This window comes from Treponema bryantii (assembly GCF_900111035.1).
Classification (GTDB): Bacteria; Spirochaetota; Spirochaetia; order Treponematales; family Treponemataceae; genus Treponema_D; species Treponema_D bryantii_C.
In genome coordinates this window covers 462301-479719 of sequence record NZ_FOFU01000002.1, presented here as the reverse complement: position 1 = coordinate 479719, position 17419 = coordinate 462301, and the positions used below count along the sequence as shown (strand labels likewise).

At 39.8% G+C, this 17419-nt stretch carries 23 protein-coding genes; 13 read left to right on the top strand and 10 right to left on the bottom strand.

Annotated features, from left to right (window positions below):
* Positions 1 to 71: 71 nt before the first annotated feature.
* Together BMY21_RS05585 and BMY21_RS05580 are read left to right on the top strand one after the other, a co-directional pair.
* The gene (locus BMY21_RS05585; protein WP_074641651.1) at positions 72 to 617 is read left to right on the top strand and encodes a TetR/AcrR family transcriptional regulator; all 546 of its coding nucleotides are present in this window, start codon (positions 72 to 74) and stop codon (positions 615 to 617) included.
* Positions 618 to 672: 55 nt separating this feature from the next.
* Complete coding sequence (locus tag BMY21_RS05580) at positions 673 to 987, top strand: TfoX/Sxy family protein (protein ID WP_256210276.1); 315 nt, start codon at positions 673 to 675, stop codon at positions 985 to 987.
* Positions 988 to 995: 8 nt separating this feature from the next.
* On the opposite strand, the gene BMY21_RS05575 is transcribed toward BMY21_RS05580, so the two are convergent.
* On the bottom strand, positions 996 to 1385 hold the full coding sequence (locus BMY21_RS05575) for a ferritin family protein (protein WP_074641649.1): 390 nt from the start codon (positions 1383 to 1385) through the stop codon (positions 996 to 998).
* 288 nt (positions 1386 to 1673) lie between these two features.
* Here BMY21_RS05575 and BMY21_RS05570 point away from each other — a divergent pair, with 288 nt between their 5' ends.
* Genes BMY21_RS05570 through BMY21_RS05560 form a run of 3 tightly spaced genes read left to right on the top strand, consistent with a single transcriptional unit; the run spans position 1674 to position 3501 of the window.
* The gene (locus BMY21_RS05570) at positions 1674 to 2141 is read left to right on the top strand and encodes an RNA polymerase sigma factor (protein WP_177177717.1); all 468 of its coding nucleotides are present in this window, start codon (positions 1674 to 1676) and stop codon (positions 2139 to 2141) included.
* A gap of 1 nt (position 2142) precedes the next feature.
* Positions 2143 to 2922, top strand: coding sequence for a hypothetical protein (locus BMY21_RS05565; protein WP_074641646.1), 780 nt, complete (start codon positions 2143 to 2145; stop codon positions 2920 to 2922).
* Between the two features lie 39 nt (positions 2923 to 2961).
* A complete protein-coding gene (locus tag BMY21_RS05560; protein ID WP_074641644.1) occupies positions 2962 to 3501 on the top strand; it encodes a DUF1697 domain-containing protein in 540 nt (179 codons plus the stop codon).
* A 16-nt stretch (positions 3502 to 3517) separates the two neighbouring features.
* Here BMY21_RS05560 and BMY21_RS05555 read toward each other — a convergent pair whose 3' ends face one another.
* Positions 3518 to 3991: a YbaK/EbsC family protein gene (locus BMY21_RS05555; RefSeq protein WP_074641643.1), complete on the bottom strand. Its 474-nt coding sequence runs from the start codon at positions 3989 to 3991 to the stop codon at positions 3518 to 3520.
* 46 nt (positions 3992 to 4037) lie between these two features.
* Complete coding sequence (locus tag BMY21_RS05550) at positions 4038 to 4460, bottom strand: Rrf2 family transcriptional regulator (RefSeq protein WP_074641641.1); 423 nt, start codon at positions 4458 to 4460, stop codon at positions 4038 to 4040.
* 185 nt (positions 4461 to 4645) lie between these two features.
* On the opposite strand from BMY21_RS05550, the gene BMY21_RS05545 reads away from it, so the two are divergent.
* From BMY21_RS05545 to BMY21_RS05530, 4 genes are read left to right on the top strand one after another with little or no spacing between them, the layout of a single operon-like run.
* Positions 4646 to 5449, top strand: coding sequence for a hypothetical protein (locus BMY21_RS05545; RefSeq protein ID WP_074641639.1), 804 nt, complete (start codon positions 4646 to 4648; stop codon positions 5447 to 5449).
* 17 nt (positions 5450 to 5466) lie between these two features.
* Positions 5467 to 5925, top strand: a complete 459-nt coding sequence (locus tag BMY21_RS05540; RefSeq protein WP_074641638.1) for a pyridoxamine 5'-phosphate oxidase family protein — start codon at positions 5467 to 5469, stop codon at positions 5923 to 5925.
* A gap of 9 nt (positions 5926 to 5934) precedes the next feature.
* Complete coding sequence (locus BMY21_RS05535) at positions 5935 to 6807, top strand: SIR2 family NAD-dependent protein deacylase (RefSeq protein WP_074641636.1); 873 nt, start codon at positions 5935 to 5937, stop codon at positions 6805 to 6807.
* Positions 6804 to 7652: a protein-ADP-ribose hydrolase gene (locus tag BMY21_RS05530; protein WP_074641635.1), complete on the top strand. Its 849-nt coding sequence runs from the start codon at positions 6804 to 6806 to the stop codon at positions 7650 to 7652. The genes BMY21_RS05535 and BMY21_RS05530 overlap by 4 nt, the downstream gene beginning before the upstream one ends.
* Before the next feature lie 13 nt (positions 7653 to 7665).
* On the opposite strand, the gene BMY21_RS16035 is transcribed toward BMY21_RS05530, so the two are convergent.
* From BMY21_RS16035 to BMY21_RS05515, 3 genes are read right to left on the bottom strand one after another with little or no spacing between them, the layout of a single operon-like run.
* Entirely contained in the window at positions 7666 to 7797 is a 132-nt protein-coding gene (locus BMY21_RS16035; RefSeq protein ID WP_256210274.1) for a hypothetical protein, read from the bottom strand.
* Entirely contained in the window at positions 7790 to 9133 is a 1344-nt protein-coding gene (locus BMY21_RS05520; protein ID WP_074641633.1) for a glycoside hydrolase family 5 protein, read from the bottom strand. Before BMY21_RS05520 ends, BMY21_RS16035 begins: the two co-directional genes overlap by 8 nt.
* A 41-nt stretch (positions 9134 to 9174) precedes the next feature.
* Positions 9175 to 10746, bottom strand: a complete 1572-nt coding sequence (locus tag BMY21_RS05515) for a glycoside hydrolase family 43 protein (RefSeq protein WP_218141028.1) — start codon at positions 10744 to 10746, stop codon at positions 9175 to 9177.
* Positions 10747 to 10866: 120 nt separating this feature from the next.
* On the opposite strand from BMY21_RS05515, the gene BMY21_RS05510 reads away from it, so the two are divergent.
* Positions 10867 to 11685 carry a helix-turn-helix domain-containing protein gene (locus BMY21_RS05510; protein WP_083379709.1) on the top strand — a complete coding sequence of 273 codons (819 nt, stop codon included), beginning with the start codon at positions 10867 to 10869 and terminating at the stop codon, positions 11683 to 11685.
* 12 nt (positions 11686 to 11697) lie between these two features.
* Positions 11698 to 11826 carry a DUF1848 family protein gene (locus BMY21_RS05505; protein ID WP_083379707.1) on the top strand — a complete coding sequence of 43 codons (129 nt, stop codon included), beginning with the start codon at positions 11698 to 11700 and terminating at the stop codon, positions 11824 to 11826.
* Here BMY21_RS05505 and BMY21_RS05500 read toward each other — a convergent pair.
* Together BMY21_RS05500 and BMY21_RS05495 are read right to left on the bottom strand one after the other, a co-directional pair.
* The gene (locus tag BMY21_RS05500) at positions 11796 to 12410 is read right to left on the bottom strand and encodes a flavodoxin (RefSeq protein ID WP_074641632.1); all 615 of its coding nucleotides are present in this window, start codon (positions 12408 to 12410) and stop codon (positions 11796 to 11798) included. The two genes, BMY21_RS05505 and BMY21_RS05500, sit on opposite strands and share 31 nt — an antisense overlap.
* A gap of 9 nt (positions 12411 to 12419) precedes the next feature.
* Entirely contained in the window at positions 12420 to 13004 is a 585-nt protein-coding gene (locus tag BMY21_RS05495; protein ID WP_074641630.1) for a DapH/DapD/GlmU-related protein, read from the bottom strand.
* Between the two features lie 133 nt (positions 13005 to 13137).
* Here BMY21_RS05495 and BMY21_RS05490 point away from each other — a divergent pair, with 133 nt between their 5' ends.
* A complete protein-coding gene (locus BMY21_RS05490; protein WP_074641629.1) occupies positions 13138 to 13698 on the top strand; it encodes a TetR/AcrR family transcriptional regulator in 561 nt (186 codons plus the stop codon).
* A gap of 12 nt (positions 13699 to 13710) precedes the next feature.
* Positions 13711 to 14724, top strand: a complete 1014-nt coding sequence (locus tag BMY21_RS05485; protein ID WP_074641627.1) for a serine hydrolase domain-containing protein — start codon at positions 13711 to 13713, stop codon at positions 14722 to 14724.
* A 65-nt stretch (positions 14725 to 14789) separates the two neighbouring features.
* On the opposite strand, the gene BMY21_RS05480 is transcribed toward BMY21_RS05485, so the two are convergent.
* On the bottom strand, positions 14790 to 16781 hold the full coding sequence (locus tag BMY21_RS05480; RefSeq protein WP_074641625.1) for a hypothetical protein: 1992 nt from the start codon (positions 16779 to 16781) through the stop codon (positions 14790 to 14792).
* 160 nt (positions 16782 to 16941) lie between these two features.
* Positions 16942 to 17418: a pyridoxamine 5'-phosphate oxidase family protein gene (locus BMY21_RS05475; RefSeq protein WP_074641624.1), complete on the bottom strand. Its 477-nt coding sequence runs from the start codon at positions 17416 to 17418 to the stop codon at positions 16942 to 16944.
* Position 17419: the final 1 nt, after the last annotated feature.

Genomic DNA, 17419 nt, shown 5'->3' with positions numbered 1-17419 from the left:
TGTAAGATACTGAACAGTTAGTTTGATAAAACTATCATGTCGTGTTATGATGATTCTGGAGTAACAACAAAATGGACAGACGCCAGCAGAAAACAAAAATCGCAATTCATCAGGCAATGACTACGCTTTTGAAAAAGAAAAAATTCGAAGCCCTTACAGTTCAGGATATTATTGACGAAGCAAACATAGGCCGCAGCACTTTTTATTCTCACTTTGAAACAAAGGAAGAACTGCTGGAAGAAATCTGCCGGGAAATGTTTGCCCATGTTTTTTCAAAAGACTTAGCTCCGGAAAAAAGCCACGATTTTTCAAAAGGACGAAAGGGTTTCGCAAATCGCCTTACACATATTTTGTATCACCTGCAGGATCACAAGGAAAATATCAAGGCAATCATGTACGGTGAAACTGAAAAGCTTTTTACTTCATATTTTCGCGATTACCTTGAACAGACTTTTTGTGATGAATTAATGCCTCATTCCGAAGTTCCAAAAGCCTTTGCTATACAATTCTTTACCGGGAGCTTTTGCGAAACAATCAAATGGTGGATTAATTCCGACATGAAAATGCCCCCGGAAGAAGTTGTAGAAAATTATCAGAAGATGATTAAGTTCCGCTAGTTATGGGACATACAGAAGAAATGAAGTTTATTGATGAATGGACTTGGTGTAAAAAATGATAAGAGAATTTAATGAATATGTTCGCGAATGTTTTTCCGAAGCTGGTGAGATTGTCATAAAATCTATGATGGGCGGATACCTTGTATATTTTAAGGGTAAGCTTATAGGGGATATTTGCGGTGATGAGCTGTTTTTAAAGAGAACGCCGACATCGGACAGACTGCTTGCAGATTCCGAACTGCGATACCCGTATGAAGAATCAAAAACCCTGATGCATGTATTCGATAGTTTTGATGATAAGGCACTGATTCAGGAACTGCTGGAAGGTATGTATGCTGAACTTCCGGAAAAGAAACCCAAGAAAGCCTAAATCTCTTTTTATTGCAAAAGCCCTTTCACCGTATCTCCGTGACGTTTTTCGTCATTTTTTACGCTTTCAACTTCGGGGAACTTTTCGGCTACCGGTGCATAATTTTTTACGGCAGCATATTCGCCCTGTGCGATTGCGGGATATAAAATCCATCTTGGGAAGATTCTGTAGAGTAGAGGAAGGAGGATTTCTTTTGTGTGTTTTGGAGTAAGTTCTGTTTGAGTCAATTTATGAAAAACTGAGGCGTGGTGGCCTTCTTCCTTTGCAAGCTGACGGAAAGTGTCCTTGTCCTTCTGGTGTTTTGCAACTTCGGCCAAAGCATTATACATGAGAACGGCATCCAGTTCTCCCTGCTGGGCTTTGAGCAGGACTTTCATATCTTTTTTGTTGATTTCCATATTAGCGACCTTTACTAATTCATTCCACAGCCAACATCGTATTCATCGCCGAGTGATTCGCGGACAATATGCTCACGCTGCTCACGACTTGTGTCTTTTATCAAAATGCTTGCCATAGTTATTTCCAGTTGATGTTTTATTTTATCATAAAGCCAAGATTAATTCAGTGTTTTGTGTCTAATTATCTGTTATAATAAATCATGTAATAGAGTTACAAAAATGAACCTTTTTGATTTGAACTTCGTCTATATTAACGAACCGGTTACTTCTAAGACGGAGGAAAAAAATGTGAGTGAATTTGAAAAACTGATTTCTCGGGAACGGATTTCAATAGAACGCTTTGTTCGATTTAAAATTTGCGTGAAAGAAGATGCAGACGATATTCTGCAGAATGTTTATATCACTGCAATGCAAAAGTTTAATCAATTAAAAAATAAGGAATCGTTCAAAGCCTGGATAATCAGTATTGCGAGAAATAAATGCAACGATTATTTTCGTGAAAAAGCAAAAGTTCTTGAGCTTCCTGTAGAAGAATTGCTGGAAACAAAACTTATGCCAGGCAGGCAGGGCTTTACAGAAATTCAATCGGTGCAGGAAACTTTAGAAAAACTTGGCGGAAAAGAAAAGCAGATTCTGTATCTTTATTTTTGGAAAGAAATGACACAAGAAGAGATTGCAGAAAAACTTAGAATCCCACTTGGAACTGTAAAAAGCAGGCTTCATAGTGCTAAGAAAAAGTTTAAGGAGAAGTATTAATATGAAAAATAATAATTTACCGGAATATCTTCCAGAATATAAAATTGAAAAATCAGATGAAAAATCTTTTTCTCTAAAATGGGAAGAATTGATGGGCTGGCATTTGATTCCAAAGCTAAACGAAAAAATCAGCTGGGGGATTTATGATTTACCATCTAGAAAATGTGATTATCTCTACGACATGAAGGTTATTGGCAGGGCAACAGTTCATGGAATTGAAGGTGTTGAAATTACTGCTGAAGAATATCAGTTTTCAAAGCCGGAAGAAAAAAGTGTGCGGGGATTTGTTGCCCAGCTTACAGACACACATTGCCGCTATCTTGCAACAAGCTATATGGCTGATGGTGTAAAGCACTATGTAACTTTTTTGGATGGAGAAGAGTTCGTAGAAAACTGGGGTTATGGCGAAGATAATTGTGGTCATGAAACTCAGCTATCACCGAAAGGTCTCATAAAAAAAGAGTATGATAAAGTTACTTGCCAGAATCAAAACCCTGTAATGGATATTGTTGGAAGATACGAGGTTACCATTGGCGGGAAAAAATATGATACAGTCTGTGTGGTAGACCTTGGCTCTTATAATCAGAATATTTTATCTGAACATTATCTGGATAAAAACGGCAGAACAATTTTGTGGCGAAGATTCAACAAAAATGACTGGCACCTGGACCGTTACAAAAAACTATGGACAGAACAGCTTCCTGAAAATGAACGGCTCTCTGTAAACGGAGAAACCTATGTTCACTGGTATGATTGTATTACTGATTTTATTTTAAGATAAAAAAATGCCTGTAGTTAGGAAAGAAAATAGGGGAGCAAAATGACCAGATACATTGCCTTACTTCGCGAAATAAATATCAGTGGGAAAAATAAAATCTCCATGCCTGAACTGAAAACTGCCCTTGGCGAAAAAGGTTTTGCAGATGTAAAAACATATCTGAACAGCGGGAATGTGATTTTTTCTGATGATGAGACAGATGTAGTAAAACTTGCAGAAAGAATTCGTACAATCATCTTAGAAACTTTTCATCTTGAGATTCCAGTTTTTGTGATACCTCAGGATGAATTGAAATGTCTTCTTTCAAAAGCACCATCCTGGTGGGGAAGTGACAGCAAAGATATTTATGACAATCTGATTTTTGCCATTGCTCCAAACAGTATTGAAACAGTGGCCGATAAAATCGGGGAGCCGTCTGCAGAACTAGAAAAAGTCCAAATTTGCGGAAATGCGGCCTTCTGGTCATTTGATCGCAAACTATATGCAAAGGCCAACTGGTGGAAAAAGACTGCGACTCCTGGCATCGGGGAGATGATTACAATCCGTACGGCAAACACTCTTCGAAAGGTTGCGGAGTTGTAAAATCTGGCTTTTTCTTCTATTCTTCCCAGCCCTTACAGACATCACACCAGCCGGTGGCGCCTGATACTTCTTCCAGTTCAGAGGGAGTTAGTTTTACCGAAGTAAATGAGTTTCCGCCTGCTGGATGAACGTATTCAAATCTCTTCATTGAAACATCGAGCCATACGGGGATTTCTTTTGGAACATTGAAAGGACAGACTCCGCCGGGAGCAAAGCCGGTAATTGCTTCAACCTGGTCTCGCTGAATCATGCTTGGTTTTGTATGAAAGAGAGCTTTGAACTTTGACGAGTTCACACGGCCATCACCTGCCATTACCACGATAACAGGTTTTTCATCCACAATAAATGAAAGCGTCTTTGCAATCTCCGCCTCAGAACAGCCAATCTGCTGTGCTGCATGTTCTACGGTATCGATTGTTTCTTTGTGTTCGGTGAGTCTGTCTGCATATCCCTTAGCTTTGAGGAAGTCTAAAACTTTTTCATTTATCATATATCTAAATATCCTTGTTTACCTATTACTCAGATAGGGCACTAGATTATAGCTTTCCCATCAAATCCTTAATTGTTGTTTTTTTCAATTCTTCTTCCAAAGCCTTTTGGGCATTATCTAATGGATGGTCTAGAACTGCATGGATTTTGCTGCCAACGGGACATTTTGAATTAGGATTTACATGAAAATTAAAAACAGAACGCTCGCTCTCCTTTTCTTCGCTCACTGCCTTGTAGACATCCAAAAGGGTAATTTCTTCGGCTTTCTTTGAAAGGGTAGAGCCTCCGACCCCGGCTTTTGTTTCTACCATTCCAGCTGCCTGGAGTTTTCCTAAAATCTTTCTGATAATTACCGGGTTCATGCCAGTGCTTCCCGCAATGAAGTCGGAAGTGACCTTGTTATCCTTTTCAAAATAAGCAATGCAGAGAATAGTGTGAATGGCAACTGTAAGGTTTGTGTTTAGTTTCATAATCCTGTCCTTGCTTCAGTATATCAGATTTGTTGTAAAAAATAAATAACATCACTTGACATTTATAAATTACAACGCTATATTATTCATAGTTGTAAAATTTAAGTTACAACAGAAAAGCAAAACATATCTTTTAATCAGCTTGATCACCTGCTTTTAAGATAAAAACTTAACGAGGTAATTTTATGGAAAAGACACAGTTCACATCAGTTCAGCTTTCAAAGGGCGTAATGGAAATCTATGATTTTGGTTCAATCAAGCTTCACGCATTCAAGACTAATGACTTGATTTCTGACGAATGTTTTCTTGTTGAAAAAGACGGCCGTTGCTTTATGATTGAATCCCCATGCTTTTTTGATAACATTAAGGAGCTGGAAAAATACATTTCCGACACAGGCTTGAAATATGAAGGTGCTGTAATCGCCTATCACGGAGCGGGCGCTTCTTTTATGAAGGGAAGCAAGGTCTACTCGACAAAAAATGCCGATGATTACAATCACAACGGTGGCGGGGCAGGGCTTGTTTCAAACTTCGCGGGAGCATTTGGGGAAGCTTTCGATAAATCAATCTATACGACTACGGATTTTATTGAAGATGACAGCCTGACCCTTTGCGGTGTGGAAATGAAAATTACCCGCACTCAGGAAGCATTCGACATCTTCATTCCTGAAATCAATGTGGTTTATATTCACATGCTGGGACACGATGTTCATTCAATTGTCGCAGGAAAAGCTCATGCCGACGCTCTCATTTCCGTACTGGAATCTTATATTCAGAAAAAAATCGGCCTCGTTTTAACAAGTCATTATGTTGTGGAAAATCTGGATGATGTTAAAATGAAGATAGAATACCTTAAAGGGCTTAAAAACATCGCAATCAAAAATGTTGATGCTGCTGGCTTTAAGGCGGCAGTGCAGTCAGCATATCCAAAATATTCAGGTCTGAACTATCTTGATATGTCGGCTGGAATGTTTTTCCCAGTAAAATAATTTAAAAGGAGCCACGAATGACAGTTACAGAAATTGCAGAATATCTTGATAAAGTAGGCTTACAGTATCTGGCAACAATCGGTTTGGATGGGAAGCCAAAGGTGAGGCCTGTTCAGTACATGGTAGTCCATGATGAAAAGCTGTGGTTCTGCACAAACAGCCAGAAGGATATGTTCAAGGAGCTTTCTGTGAATCCTTATATTGACCTTTGTGGCTCCCGTCTTATGGAGAATGAAATTGATACAGCCTGGATTCGCATGAGTGCAAGGGTTGTCTTTGAAGAAAATCTTACGGTTAAGAAAATGATTATGGAAAAATCTTCCATAGTTCGCCAGCTGTACAAAAATGATGTAAATCATTCCTTGTTCAAGGTTTTCTATCTTTCTGAGATTTCCGGCAGTCTGAACAATCTTGGTCATGTTAAGGGACTTGAAGAGAATAAAGCTTTTTCTAAGCCTGTTGTTTTTAATCTATAGAGGTGGAGAATGGAAAACATCAAATCAATCTTACAAAATGCAGACTCAATTCTCATCGGTGCTGGAGCGGGACTTTCTACTTCTGCAGGCTTTACCTACAGCGGACTTCGCTTCCAAAAATATTTTGCTGATTTTGAAAAGAAGTACGGCTTTCATGATATGTATTCCGGTGGTTTTTATCCTTACAAAACTCTTGAAGAAAACTGGGCTTACTGGAGCCGCTACATAATGATTAACCGCTACATGAACGCTCCGATTCCTGTCTATGAAGAACTCTTTGAACTTGTGAAGAATAAAAATTATTTTGTTCTTACGACTAATGTTGACCACTGCTTTCAGAAAACGGGTTTTGATAAGTCACGACTCTTTTATACTCAGGGGGATTACGGTCTTTGGCAGTGCTCGGAGCCTTGTCACAAGAAAACTTACGATAATCAGCTTTTTGTTGAAAAAATGATCAGGGAACAGGGCTTTGTAATTCAGGATGACGGCAGCCTTGAACTCCCGGAAAATGGGTTTGAAGGAATAAAAATGACTGTTCCTTCTGAACTGGTTCCCCGCTGTCCTGTGTGCGGAAAGCCTATGAGCATGAACCTTCGCGCTGACGACACTTTTGTGGAAGATGAAGGCTGGAATAGGGCAGCTGGCCGTTATGAAGATTTTCTGAATAAGAATAAAGACGGAAAGATTGTTTATCTGGAGCTTGGTGTTGGTGGTAATACTCCGGGCATTATCAAATATCCTTTCTGGAAGATGACCTATGCAAATCCTAAGGCCACTTACATCTGCATAAATAAAGGAGAAGCAGAGGTTCCTCGGGAGATTGAAAAGCAGAGCATATGCGTGAATAATGACATTTATGAGGTTTTAAAAAGCTTATGACACAGGCAGAACGTAGATTATATTTGATAACAGAACTCCTCAAAGAAGATAAGGGTAGTGCAGGCTTTAAGCTGGGGCTTGTGCCCGGAAATGAAGGCGGCTTTGTGATTCCTGATGATGAAAAAAGTCAGTGCGATATACTCCGGGCTTTGATGAATATTCGTGGTCCATATTCCATTAGCGAAGACTTTTTGAGAATACAGGATGAGTACCTGCAGCAGGTTAATAAAGAGCGGGGGATTACGAATATAGCGGATTTAAAGCCAGTACGTGAAACAGGTGGTTTCGATAAACTCAACCACCGCGGGCAGCTATATCTTTGGCAGGGCGACATCACTACGCTAAAAGTTGATGCGATTGTTAATGCTGCAAACTCTGCTTTGCTTGGATGCTTTGCGCCCCTTCATATCTGCATCGACAACTGTATCCACACCTTTGCGGGCATTCAGCTCAGGCTTGCCTGTTACGAGCTGATGCAAAAGCAGGGGCACGAAGAAGGAACCGGACTTTGCAAAATCACCCCGGCCTTTAATCTTCCAAGTCGTTATGTGCTTCATACTGTTGGCCCCATTATTTACACAAGCGTGGGACCCCGCGAAAAGATTCTGCTTGCAAACTGCTACAAAAACTGCCTTGAAACTGCGGCACAAAATCAGCTTGAATCGGTCGCTTTCTGCTGCATTTCAACCGGAGTTTTCAGATTCCCTGCTGACCTTGCCGCTCAGATTGCAGTTGAGACGATTGAAATGTGGCTGGCAGAAAATCCAGATTCCAGCGTGAAGAAGGTTGTCTTCAATGTCTTTGGAAATAAGGATCTGGAGATTTATCAGGGGCTTTTACTTTAGGACGGGACGTCGTTTACAATTCATGATAATAAGGACAGATATTTTCAAAATGTCCGTCCTTCATTCTAAATACCTTTGGAATTGTGCCCAGCTGTACAAAGCCCAGTCGCTCATACATATAATAATCAGAGTGGAAGTTATTCATTCGTAAGAGCTGCTTTTTCTACAGCGTAACTGCGGCTTTTGAAGAGGTCAGCAACGTCTGAATCTACAAAACCCAGTTCGCACTTAACGTCTTGTGATTCCCAGTCACTGATTTTAACTCGTTTCCATCCACGCTTGAAATAATCATTACATTCCCAGATTAAAGGGCAGTAATTATATTTATCACAGTTATCAAGAACATTTGTCATCCATTTGATATCATCATTTTTTCTGACATAAGTTCCATCAGACTGCTTTAGCATTGCAACCGCATATTCGCCTACAATTACACCATATCCTTCATTTGTAAAACGCTGCATTTGGGCAAAATCTTCATTCTGCTCTTTTACTTCCTGTGCAGTACCCCAGCTGTTTGCAACATTTGCCCAGCCGGCATCTTCAGAAAGAATTGAATAAGCAGCAGGTCCGTAATAATGAACAGATACCAGAAGTTTTTTAATATCTTCATTTGCAGAATCCTTTGGCATTTTATAACGTCTATCGGCAGTATAAGTCATACTAGTGTCATAACCTGGCATAAGGAGAAAGCGTTTATCATTTTTTCCACCCTGTGCACGGATTTTATCTACATAATACTGACCTATTTCTTCAATAATGTCATAACATTTATTCTGGAAGGCCGTAAAGTCAGCTGCAGAAGAAGACCATTCACTCACTTCTGTGTCAATAGTATAATCTTTACCACCAATTGAAAAGGCATGATAGAATCCGGCTCCCCATTGTTCGTTAGCTGCTTCAAAAATTAACTTGTAAGAATAATCCTTAAAATATGTTCCAACCTGATCCCAGATTGCATCAAAAACTCTGTAAGCTTCTTCCCGGGTTTCTTCGGGTCCAAAAAGTGCACACCATTCATAATCATGATGATCATTAAGAATTACAAATAAATCTGCCTCCAGTGCCCAGTTTACAATTGTAGCCACACGATTAATATATCTTGAATCTATTGTGTAATCCCCATTTGCAATATCCATAGCATTCAACCAGGAAACAGGAATTCGTACACAATCAAAGCCTGCTTCCTTATAAGCTGTAAACATTACTTTTTGTGTTTCAGGCATTCCCCAGCAATGTTCATATTCCAAAGGATCTTTCTTGAAACCAATCCAACCGCCACCACAAGCATCCATGGTGTTTCCAAGATTGATTCCGTTTCCCATCACCTTTGTAAGCTGAAGGGCTTCCATGTTTTCATAATCATTATCATCTACACTTACATAAACATAAGGATTACTTTCTACAGTTGGAGAAATTCCAGCACATGATGTAAATAAAAAAAACAAAATACTATTAAAACAAATTAAATTCTTTTTCATAATAAACCTCCATAAAACATCTGATTACAATATGGCATTTTTTATTCTACGCTCCAGTTTTTGAAGCATATATCCTTTTTACTCATCACAAAATAAAGGTTATGAAGTCCTTCCACAGTGCTTAAAAAGTCTTTCACTACAGTTTTATAAGAAGCATCATTAAAGCTTATTACAGCTAAGGCTTTAGATTCATCTTCTATTGTTTCAGGATGTGAATCTGCATAAACAAGAATTTCCCCGCTGCCTTTTGCCTGAATTGTGATTTTTGATGCACCGTCAGCAAAATCTACATTTTTTACCATAATCCAGCCGCAGTCTTTTGCTGCTTTTACAGCAATTGATGAAGGGTCCTGAATATCTTCATACCAGATGTCTGCACAGGTAAACATGGTTGTTCCTGCTACAGTTTCAAAAGGATTAAGATTCTTCAGCGCACTCACACCTTCCCTTGTTCCCTGACAATTGCTAATTTTTACATTTTCTTCATCTATACTTTCGGTAACCTTATCTACACACATACTGCGAAAGCCGCCTTCAATTCCTGCTTTTTCCGCAAGAATCATTGTATGATACAAAAGCCACCATTTTCCTGCATATTTATGCAAATGGGTGTGATTGTTCCCCCAGGTCAGACCCATTTCTCCAGGATTCTTAAAATAATGTCCCTGATAAACCCAGCTGTCTGTATCTAATGGAGTTTTGCTTGTCATGTAAGACATTGAACAGGCTGAAGAAGAACTGGCAGTTGTTGTTGACCATACGTCACGGGAATCCCAGCTGTTGTTGAAGGTGTAAACATATGTGCCGTTTATATAATTCAGTTCGCTTGCTTCAAAAAGATATGGTGCCTTGATTTCAACAAAATCACTTGCGATGGAAATCATATCACTTCCAAGTTTTACAATTCTTGCACTTCCAGGAAATTCTGTTGTACCATCACTTGCTCTTCCAGCTCCAAAAGAAAGCCAGCCATCTCCATTTTCATCAATGCAAACACCAGGATCGAAGGGGCTCGGACAGTCTGTAAGAGTATCGCCTGTCGAAGATTTTACTCCAGGATAAACAAGAGCTTTATTTAAGGGAGAAGTCCATGGCCCTAGAGGTGATGTTGCTGTAATAACGCCGGAACCAAGGCCGTTGTTGGAAAAGTACATGTAAAAGTGGGTTAGCCCGTCATCCTCTTCTCTTGAGCAGATTGAAGGTGCCCATGAGTTCGTAATCCAGGGTGCTATTTTTCCTACATTGATTTCTCCATGGTAAGTCCAGTTGACCATATCAACAGTTGAAAAACATACCAGTGACTTGATTTTTTCGTAGGTATTTTTTTCTGCATTCAAATACTGTTCATGGTCATTTGTGCCATAAACATAAAGTCGACCTTCATATTCTACAGCTGTAGGATCTGCGCAAAATACATTTGCAGAAATAGGATTTGCTGTTGTTGTCAATTTCAAGTTATTTTTGCTTATTTTCACAGTAAGCTCTCCTTGGTCAGTATTGTCAGATTCCTTTTGATTTTCATTCCCAGAAGTAACATGCGATTTGCAGGAACAGCCAAAAGAAAGAGGAACTAATATTATCACAGAAAAAAGATATTTATAGATTTTTGTCATAATTTTCGACCTCCTTGCATAATCAACATAATAAGGTCAAAACTTGTTAAAACAATTGCATTTTAATCTATTTTTTATAACATTTTGTGCAGAATTTGCATTTTAGTGTATAATTTTGGTATGAATATAAATATCGGTGCAATAGGCTATAATTATACTCACGAAGAAGATTTTAGAATGGATAGACCCGAAGGTCCTGGCGCCTGGCTTTTTCTGCTGGTAAAATCTGATGCAATCTTCTATATAAACGGAAAGCGAAACCTTGTAAAAAAACATTCCTATGTACTTTTACAGCCAAAGACTCCCTGCATGTATCAAGGAGCTAAAGAAAACTATCAAGATGACTGGTTTTTCTTTAATATGACAGAAGAGGATAAGACAGAACTTCTTGAAAGAGGGATTGTATTTGACTCTCCTGTTTTTCTTGGCAGTACTGAAGAAATCTCCTCTTTAATTCATCAAATTTCTTATAATCATTTTTCTGCTGATATTTATCATGAAGAAATAAAAATTCTTCTTACTTCTGTTCTTTTCCTAAAAACTGCACAACAGGCTAAATCAAAAATCATACAACCTCCAGATGTTCTTGCCGGTAAGAATGACAGACTCACCTATTTAAGAACCAGACTCTTTGAAGAGCCTGCTCTTTTCTCAGGTATAGATGAAATGGCAGCTTATATGAACTTAAGCCGTTCAGGTTTTCAGCACCTATATTCCCATACTTTTGGAGTAAGCGTAATTCATGATGTTATAAAAGGAAGGATTGAAAAAGCAAAATCATTTCTTTCTAAAAGCAATTTTTCTATTACAGAAATTTCTAATAAATGCGGTTATAAAAGCGAGTTTCATTTTATGAGGCAGTTTAAAAAAGAAACGGGCTTAACTCCAACCGAGTTTCGTCGAAGCTCCAGCTGGATACAAATTGAAAAAAGCAGATAAAAGGGAAATGCTATGATTTTAACTACCGGTCAGCGCACAGACATTCCGGCTTTCTTTCCCGAGTGGCTTGCAAATAGAATTAAGGAAGGTTTTGTTCTTGTAAGAAATCCTTATTTTCCCAATTTTGCAAGCCAATCCTGAACAGCTTTTTTAGCAACACTTCTGTTAGTCTGGGCTACCTTTCCCTGAACGGCAAGGCCTTTTTCTATGGTTGCGCCTTTGCAGGTTGAACGGATTCGGCTTTCTGTTCCGCTAAGTCCGCTTCCTTCATGGGTGCAGAAAGGAATGATTGTTTTTCCCTTCCAGTCGTGGGCTTCTAAGAATGTGTAAACCGGCATTGGTATGTCTCCCCACCAGTTCGGGTATCCGATGTAGATTGTGTCGTATGCGGTGATGTCGATATCAGCTTTGAGGGCTGGGCGGGCTTTTTTGTTCTGCTCATCTTTTGCAATCTGAGTCAGGCGGCTGTAGCTGTCGGTCGGATAAGGCTTTTGAGTTTCAAGTTCAAAAAGCTCTGAGCCTGTTTCTTCTGCAATGAACTTTGCGATGATTGAAGTGTTTCCTTCTTTTATAATTCCAACGTTATACTGATCGCCTGCGAGCGAAAAATAAACTACCAGTGATTTTCCCATTTTAGTCTCCTTTGAAGTTTTGTTTTGTGCGAATAGCGAACCTGCAAGGCAAGCTGCTATTCCCAAGCCGATAAGTGTTTTTTTCAGATTCATCTGTCCCTCCTATTCCTTCTGTTCTGAAGGATCAAGCATTTTAATAACTTTTGCAGGCACCCCACCGACTACCGCAAAATCCGGAACATCTTTTGTGACTACAGCTCCTGCTGCAACCACTGCATATTCGCCGATTGTAACGCCGGGACAAACTGTAACATTCATTCCAAGCCAGGCATTCTTTTTGATTGTGACTTTACCGTAGGTGTATTTTGTGTGTCGCTCATTAAAGTCGTGATTTATTGTAGCAATGCGAAGACCAGGCGCAATGCAAACTCCGTCGCCAAACTCTATTCCACCGGATGCCGATAAAATGGCAGAGTGATTAATGAAGACATTTTTCCCGAACTTTACGCGGTTTCCAAAATCGCAGATAAAAGGTGTGAGAATGCGAACATCATCCAACTTGCGGCCAAAAAGTTCTTCCAGGTCAGAAACGTAACTTTCGTCATCGGGCATCTTTGCATTTGCAATTGCGCAGAGTTTCCTGGCCCGCATCATCTCACTGACAGCTTCCTTAAAATAAGGCTCACGAACATCTGTTGGTCCGCCTTTTTCCATAAGTTCATAAACATAGCCTGGGGTGTAGTCCATAGCTTCCTCCTTGGTTTTACATCTTAATTATAAGCGACACATGTCTTTTTATTAAGAACAGGTTATGGTATAATGTCGTTTAAACGACAGATGTTGCAATAATGCCTATAAAACATTTTTTCTGGAGGTAAAAATGGCTGAAGAAAAACTCGACCCGCGCATTGTCCGAACAAAGGAAGCAATTCAGAGTGTTTTTAAGCAGATGGTTTGCGAAATGCCTTATGAAAAAATTACAGTAAAGGCAATCACCCAGGTGGCCAGAATCAACCGCAATACTTTTTATCTTCATTATAATTGTGTGGATGATGTGCTTGCAGAGATCCAGGCTAAGCATTCCAGCGAATACAGCGCGATTGTTTCGGGAATTAATCAGCTCAAGGAAACCGGAAAACTTGTGCGGGCCTTTTTTGAATACATGGAAGCTCAGGATGATTTTTTCAAGCGTGTGACCTGCGACAGCCGTTTTGATTATATCCGCGAAAGAATGCAGAATCGGGTTACAAAGCAGGCTGCAGAATCTCGTCCTCTCAAAGGTCTGGACCAGAGTGTGTGCAACATCCTTTTGACCTTTAATAACTGCGTAGTTTTGCTTTACCGCCAGTGGGTCGCCGACGGCCGTAAGATTCCTATAGAAGAAATGATTGAGCTTGCGACGACTCTTCTGGAAAAAGGGATGAAGGGATACGCTAAATAAGGAAAAGGTATTATGAGTTTTACAAATTTTTCAGGTGTTTTTGGTGTATACGAAGGAACTAAGCTTTACGAATACGGCGCCTATGGTTTTGCAAACAAAAACTTCCGCATACAGAATAGCACAAGCTTTTGCTATGGCACGGCTTCTGGCACAAAAGGCTTTACGGCTGTTTCAATTCTGACTCTTGCCGCAGAAAATAAGCTCAATCTTGATGACAGCGTGAAAAAACTTTTGACCGCAAAAGCCGGGAAATACGGTTCGCTCGATTGGCTTTCTGAAAAAGTGACGGTGCGCAGTCTTTTGAATCACACTTCAGGTGTGCCGGATTATTTTGATGAAGATTTTGTAGATGATTTTGAAGAAGCCCTGTGTGGAAATGCAAACTATCACTACGAAAAACCGGAAGATTTTTTTCCTCTGATTGAAAATATGTGGAAAAAACAACAGGCACCCTATTCTTCTGCCGGTGTCTTCAAGTATTCTAATGGCGGCTTTGTGCTTCTTGCGGCTGTTGTTGAGGCTGTCTCTGGCATGAGTTTTCCGTCATTTGTAAAGCAGCATATTTTTACAAAATTTGGCATGAAAAGTACGGGCTTTTTTAGGCTTGATGAGACATCCCCTGATGGAATTGTATGCGCAACCGGCTATCAGCAAAACGGCCGCAGTAACATTTACGGAATTCCCGTAACTGGTGGCGGAGACGGCGGCGCGTTTACTACAATTGCAGACATGGCACAATTCTGGCATAATCTTGATCCTGAGCTGAATCCGGAAAGCACCCTTTCTCCTTTTATTGAAGATGCCTGGTCCCCTTGTATTGAAGGTGATGACGGACTATATGGGCTTGGATTTTGGCTGCGCAAAGAAAATCCGCACATCGTTTTTCTTGAGGGCTTTGATCCTGGCGTGCAGTTTTTCAGCTTTTACAACCGAGATACAAAGCGCTCGCTTACAATCTGCCTTAACGATGAACAGAAAAAGTGCAGTGAAGTCTTTGAAAAGTATTTTGGGCTGGTTCAGGAATAAATAGTAAGACTTTTCGAGGTACTCGCGGCTGGCGTGAAAAAATAAGAGGAAGAGCCTTTCAACTGCTAAAGCTGCTGATACAGTAACCCTTCCAGCACGCTGCTGCTTGCCCAAGGCATTAAAGCAAACCAGGTTGAAGAAGGACTTCCGTCTTTATATTTTTCGACAACGAGGCCCTGACTGTAACAGAAGCGTTCCGATATCCAGCCTTTTTTGCCGTAATCAAATTCTCCATCAAAATGATTATAAGTCTGGCAGCCCCATAAAATTGTATCCTTCATGCGATTTTTGATATATTCAATTGTGCGGGAATCTTTTTTTGCATGCTCAATAAAGTAAGCCATCTCACTAATAATTGATGAAGACATAGGATGTATATGAGGATTACAGACTGAAGTAATGCTGCCACCACAGGAATTCCATTTGAGTTTACTTAGAGGCGGAACCTCGATACGGCCGTTATAACAGAACTTGTAAGAGAATTCCTGGTCCAAGGCTGTTTCTATATAATCAAGATAAAGTTGTTTTTTTGTAAGCTGATGAAAAAGCTTTGCTGCCCTTATAAAAGCAAGCACGCCTTCGTTATCTGGTGCCTTGTCTGTATCAAGTGGGCTTCCATAGCATTCAAGCTTTGCAATAAAAGTCTCGTAATAATGTGTTAGAGATTTTTCAAAGAGAGGAAGATTCTTTGTTTCATTTGTAATCAAGGCAAAGAGAATGCTTGCGGCCAGTGCCCATGAGCTTCCAAGAGAATCATATTCAATACCAGTTCCATCAGTCTCGGAGTAAACAAAAGGATATTCACCCACACGGTTAATCTCTCGTTCAAGAGCATGAACTACAGTTTTAGAGAAGGTGAGCCAGTCATCGTGAATCCTTCCATTTTCTTTTTCAAATTGGTAAGCCTTCAAAAGATAATAAGTAAACTGACCGTCGAGATAAGCCGAGTGTCCTCCGCTGTGCATTCCGCCATACCACCAGCCGTGACAGGTCCAGTTTTGTCCGTCGAAAGTTTCATACGGAAGCGATGATGCTTTGTTCAGGGAGTTATCAACAATATTTTGAATACATTCAAGAGCTTGTTCCCTCATTTTCTTATTATTTAGACGAGCAGAGGCAACAAGCTGCGGGTAGGCAACAACAATTCCATTGGTCCAGGAAATAGAAGGAATTACATTATAAGAAAAACTTTCCTTGCCCTTCTGATCAAATCCTGCTTCTCTTACAAAACCCGAATAACATTTTTGAGAGGGAAGCCAAGCATAATCGCAGACCGCCAGTGATAAATCTTTTATTGCTTCTTCCAGAGATGCCGATTGGCGTGGAGCTTCGTGATATGCCTCATAAACATTTCTGATAACCTTGTGAATATCTGTTACCGAAGCTGCATCAAAATCATAAACATCAAAGATTTGTGTAATTTTTTGATTTGTCTGCAAAGTAAAATAGTTTTTCGAAGTTTGTCTTGGAAGAATTGTATGTGACTGAATAAAAAGCCAGGGTGCATTTTCATAACCGAAGGTATAGCCGACAGTTTGCCTTTTGGAATTACAGGTAAAGCCGCCATACTGTACAAAATCTTTCTCGCAATAATATGGAGAAGTGTGAAAGCCACGAATCTTTGGAGAGTTTCCATTTATGTACATCAAGGCACATGGGTGAGAAAGTCTGTCTCCCCTTACCATATAAAATGAAGAAAGCGGACAATCAGAATCTGAAGGATTTGTGAAAGCAGAATTAAGCCGGGGAAATTTACAGTCTACTTTCCAGGGCTTGTCTCCTCTGTTTGAACCATACATAAAGCCCGGGAGATAAAAATCAGCTTTACCGTCTGCCTCAATTTCAAGGCGCATAATTCCTTCGAAATCAATTCCGCTGGTATTTTGAATGCTTACTTCAATTTTATAAGGAGAAGCTGATGAACCGTTTCCTCCGAGAATCTTTTCCTGATAGTTCAAACCGTAGACTTCAGGGGAATCATAAATATCAGATTTTTCTTCAACTAATTCGAGATGTCGTTTTTTTGAAACTGCAGATAATTTAAGAAACTCAACCATGATATAATGGTAATATTAAAACAGTTTAAAAAAAAGAATAAATCTATACAAATATTTCCATTTGTTATGAAAGACGATTATCTAATTGTGGTTCTCACAATGATGGTTACACTTAGCCTCAAAGTTTGGCTTGAGTTCTCCTTTTGCAAAGAACTCTGCTTTACGACTCATTCACCAGCTTGCCAGTCATGTGTTCGATTTCAAGTTCAAGGCACTGAACACGCGGCAGGGCATTGGTGAGTTCTTTTTCAAGATAGGCCTGGTCGTCTGTGAATTTATAAACCAGTTTTATGCAGATCTGGCGGGTAAGGTCCGGGTCTGTTACAAGGCGGATTTTTCCAAAGACTATTACACTGTTGATGTTCAGTGCCCATTCGCCTTCCTTTCGGTAACCCTGGTCATAAACGCAGAAGCTTGCCTTATTGTAGTTTTTTATGGCATCAATTTTGTGGCCTTCCTTTGCACAGTGAAAATAAATTTTATTGTCTTCTTCGCTGTAAAGATGAGAAAGAGGAAGTCCGTAAGGATAGCCATCATCGCCGAGCAGGGAAAGAACTCCGCGTTTTTCATTTTTCAAAATCTCTTTGCATTCGCTATCCGAAATCTGCTGCTTGAATCTTCTCATTGGCCTGAACATT

What these genes read in the sequence shown, in the direction of transcription:
- BMY21_RS05535 (WP_074641636.1), top strand. Translation starts at nt 5,935, where the DNA reads ATGGAAAACATCAAATCAATCTTACAAAATGCAGACTCAATTCTCATC.
- BMY21_RS05540 (WP_074641638.1), top strand. Translation starts at nt 5,467, where the DNA reads ATGACAGTTACAGAAATTGCAGAATATCTTGATAAAGTAGGCTTACAG.
- BMY21_RS16035 (WP_256210274.1), bottom strand. Translation starts at nt 7,797, where the DNA reads ATGAATAACTTCCACTCTGATTATTATATGTATGAGCGACTGGGCTTT.
- BMY21_RS05515 (WP_218141028.1), bottom strand. Translation starts at nt 10,746, where the DNA reads ATGACAAAAATCTATAAATATCTTTTTTCTGTGATAATATTAGTTCCT.
- BMY21_RS05555 (WP_074641643.1), bottom strand. Translation starts at nt 3,991, where the DNA reads ATGATAAATGAAAAAGTTTTAGACTTCCTCAAAGCTAAGGGATATGCA.
- BMY21_RS05500 (WP_074641632.1), bottom strand. Translation starts at nt 12,410, where the DNA reads ATGAATCTGAAAAAAACACTTATCGGCTTGGGAATAGCAGCTTGCCTT.
- BMY21_RS05510 (WP_083379709.1), top strand. Translation starts at nt 10,867, where the DNA reads ATGAATATAAATATCGGTGCAATAGGCTATAATTATACTCACGAAGAA.
- BMY21_RS05505 (WP_083379707.1), top strand. Translation starts at nt 11,698, where the DNA reads ATGATTTTAACTACCGGTCAGCGCACAGACATTCCGGCTTTCTTTCCC.
- BMY21_RS05545 (WP_074641639.1), top strand. Translation starts at nt 4,646, where the DNA reads ATGGAAAAGACACAGTTCACATCAGTTCAGCTTTCAAAGGGCGTAATG.
- BMY21_RS05575 (WP_074641649.1), bottom strand. Translation starts at nt 1,385, where the DNA reads ATGGAAATCAACAAAAAAGATATGAAAGTCCTGCTCAAAGCCCAGCAG.
- BMY21_RS05520 (WP_074641633.1), bottom strand. Translation starts at nt 9,133, where the DNA reads ATGAAAAAGAATTTAATTTGTTTTAATAGTATTTTGTTTTTTTTATTT.
- BMY21_RS05565 (WP_074641646.1), top strand. Translation starts at nt 2,143, where the DNA reads ATGAAAAATAATAATTTACCGGAATATCTTCCAGAATATAAAATTGAA.
- BMY21_RS05530 (WP_074641635.1), top strand. Translation starts at nt 6,804, where the DNA reads ATGACACAGGCAGAACGTAGATTATATTTGATAACAGAACTCCTCAAA.
- BMY21_RS05585 (WP_074641651.1), top strand. Translation starts at nt 72, where the DNA reads ATGGACAGACGCCAGCAGAAAACAAAAATCGCAATTCATCAGGCAATG.
- BMY21_RS05475 (WP_074641624.1), bottom strand. Translation starts at nt 17,418, where the DNA reads ATGTTCAGGCCAATGAGAAGATTCAAGCAGCAGATTTCGGATAGCGAA.
- BMY21_RS05480 (WP_074641625.1), bottom strand. Translation starts at nt 16,781, where the DNA reads ATGGTTGAGTTTCTTAAATTATCTGCAGTTTCAAAAAAACGACATCTC.
- BMY21_RS05550 (WP_074641641.1), bottom strand. Translation starts at nt 4,460, where the DNA reads ATGAAACTAAACACAAACCTTACAGTTGCCATTCACACTATTCTCTGC.
- BMY21_RS05485 (WP_074641627.1), top strand. Translation starts at nt 13,711, where the DNA reads ATGAGTTTTACAAATTTTTCAGGTGTTTTTGGTGTATACGAAGGAACT.
- BMY21_RS05580 (WP_256210276.1), top strand. Translation starts at nt 673, where the DNA reads ATGATAAGAGAATTTAATGAATATGTTCGCGAATGTTTTTCCGAAGCT.
- BMY21_RS05490 (WP_074641629.1), top strand. Translation starts at nt 13,138, where the DNA reads ATGGCTGAAGAAAAACTCGACCCGCGCATTGTCCGAACAAAGGAAGCA.
- BMY21_RS05560 (WP_074641644.1), top strand. Translation starts at nt 2,962, where the DNA reads ATGACCAGATACATTGCCTTACTTCGCGAAATAAATATCAGTGGGAAA.
- BMY21_RS05495 (WP_074641630.1), bottom strand. Translation starts at nt 13,004, where the DNA reads ATGGACTACACCCCAGGCTATGTTTATGAACTTATGGAAAAAGGCGGA.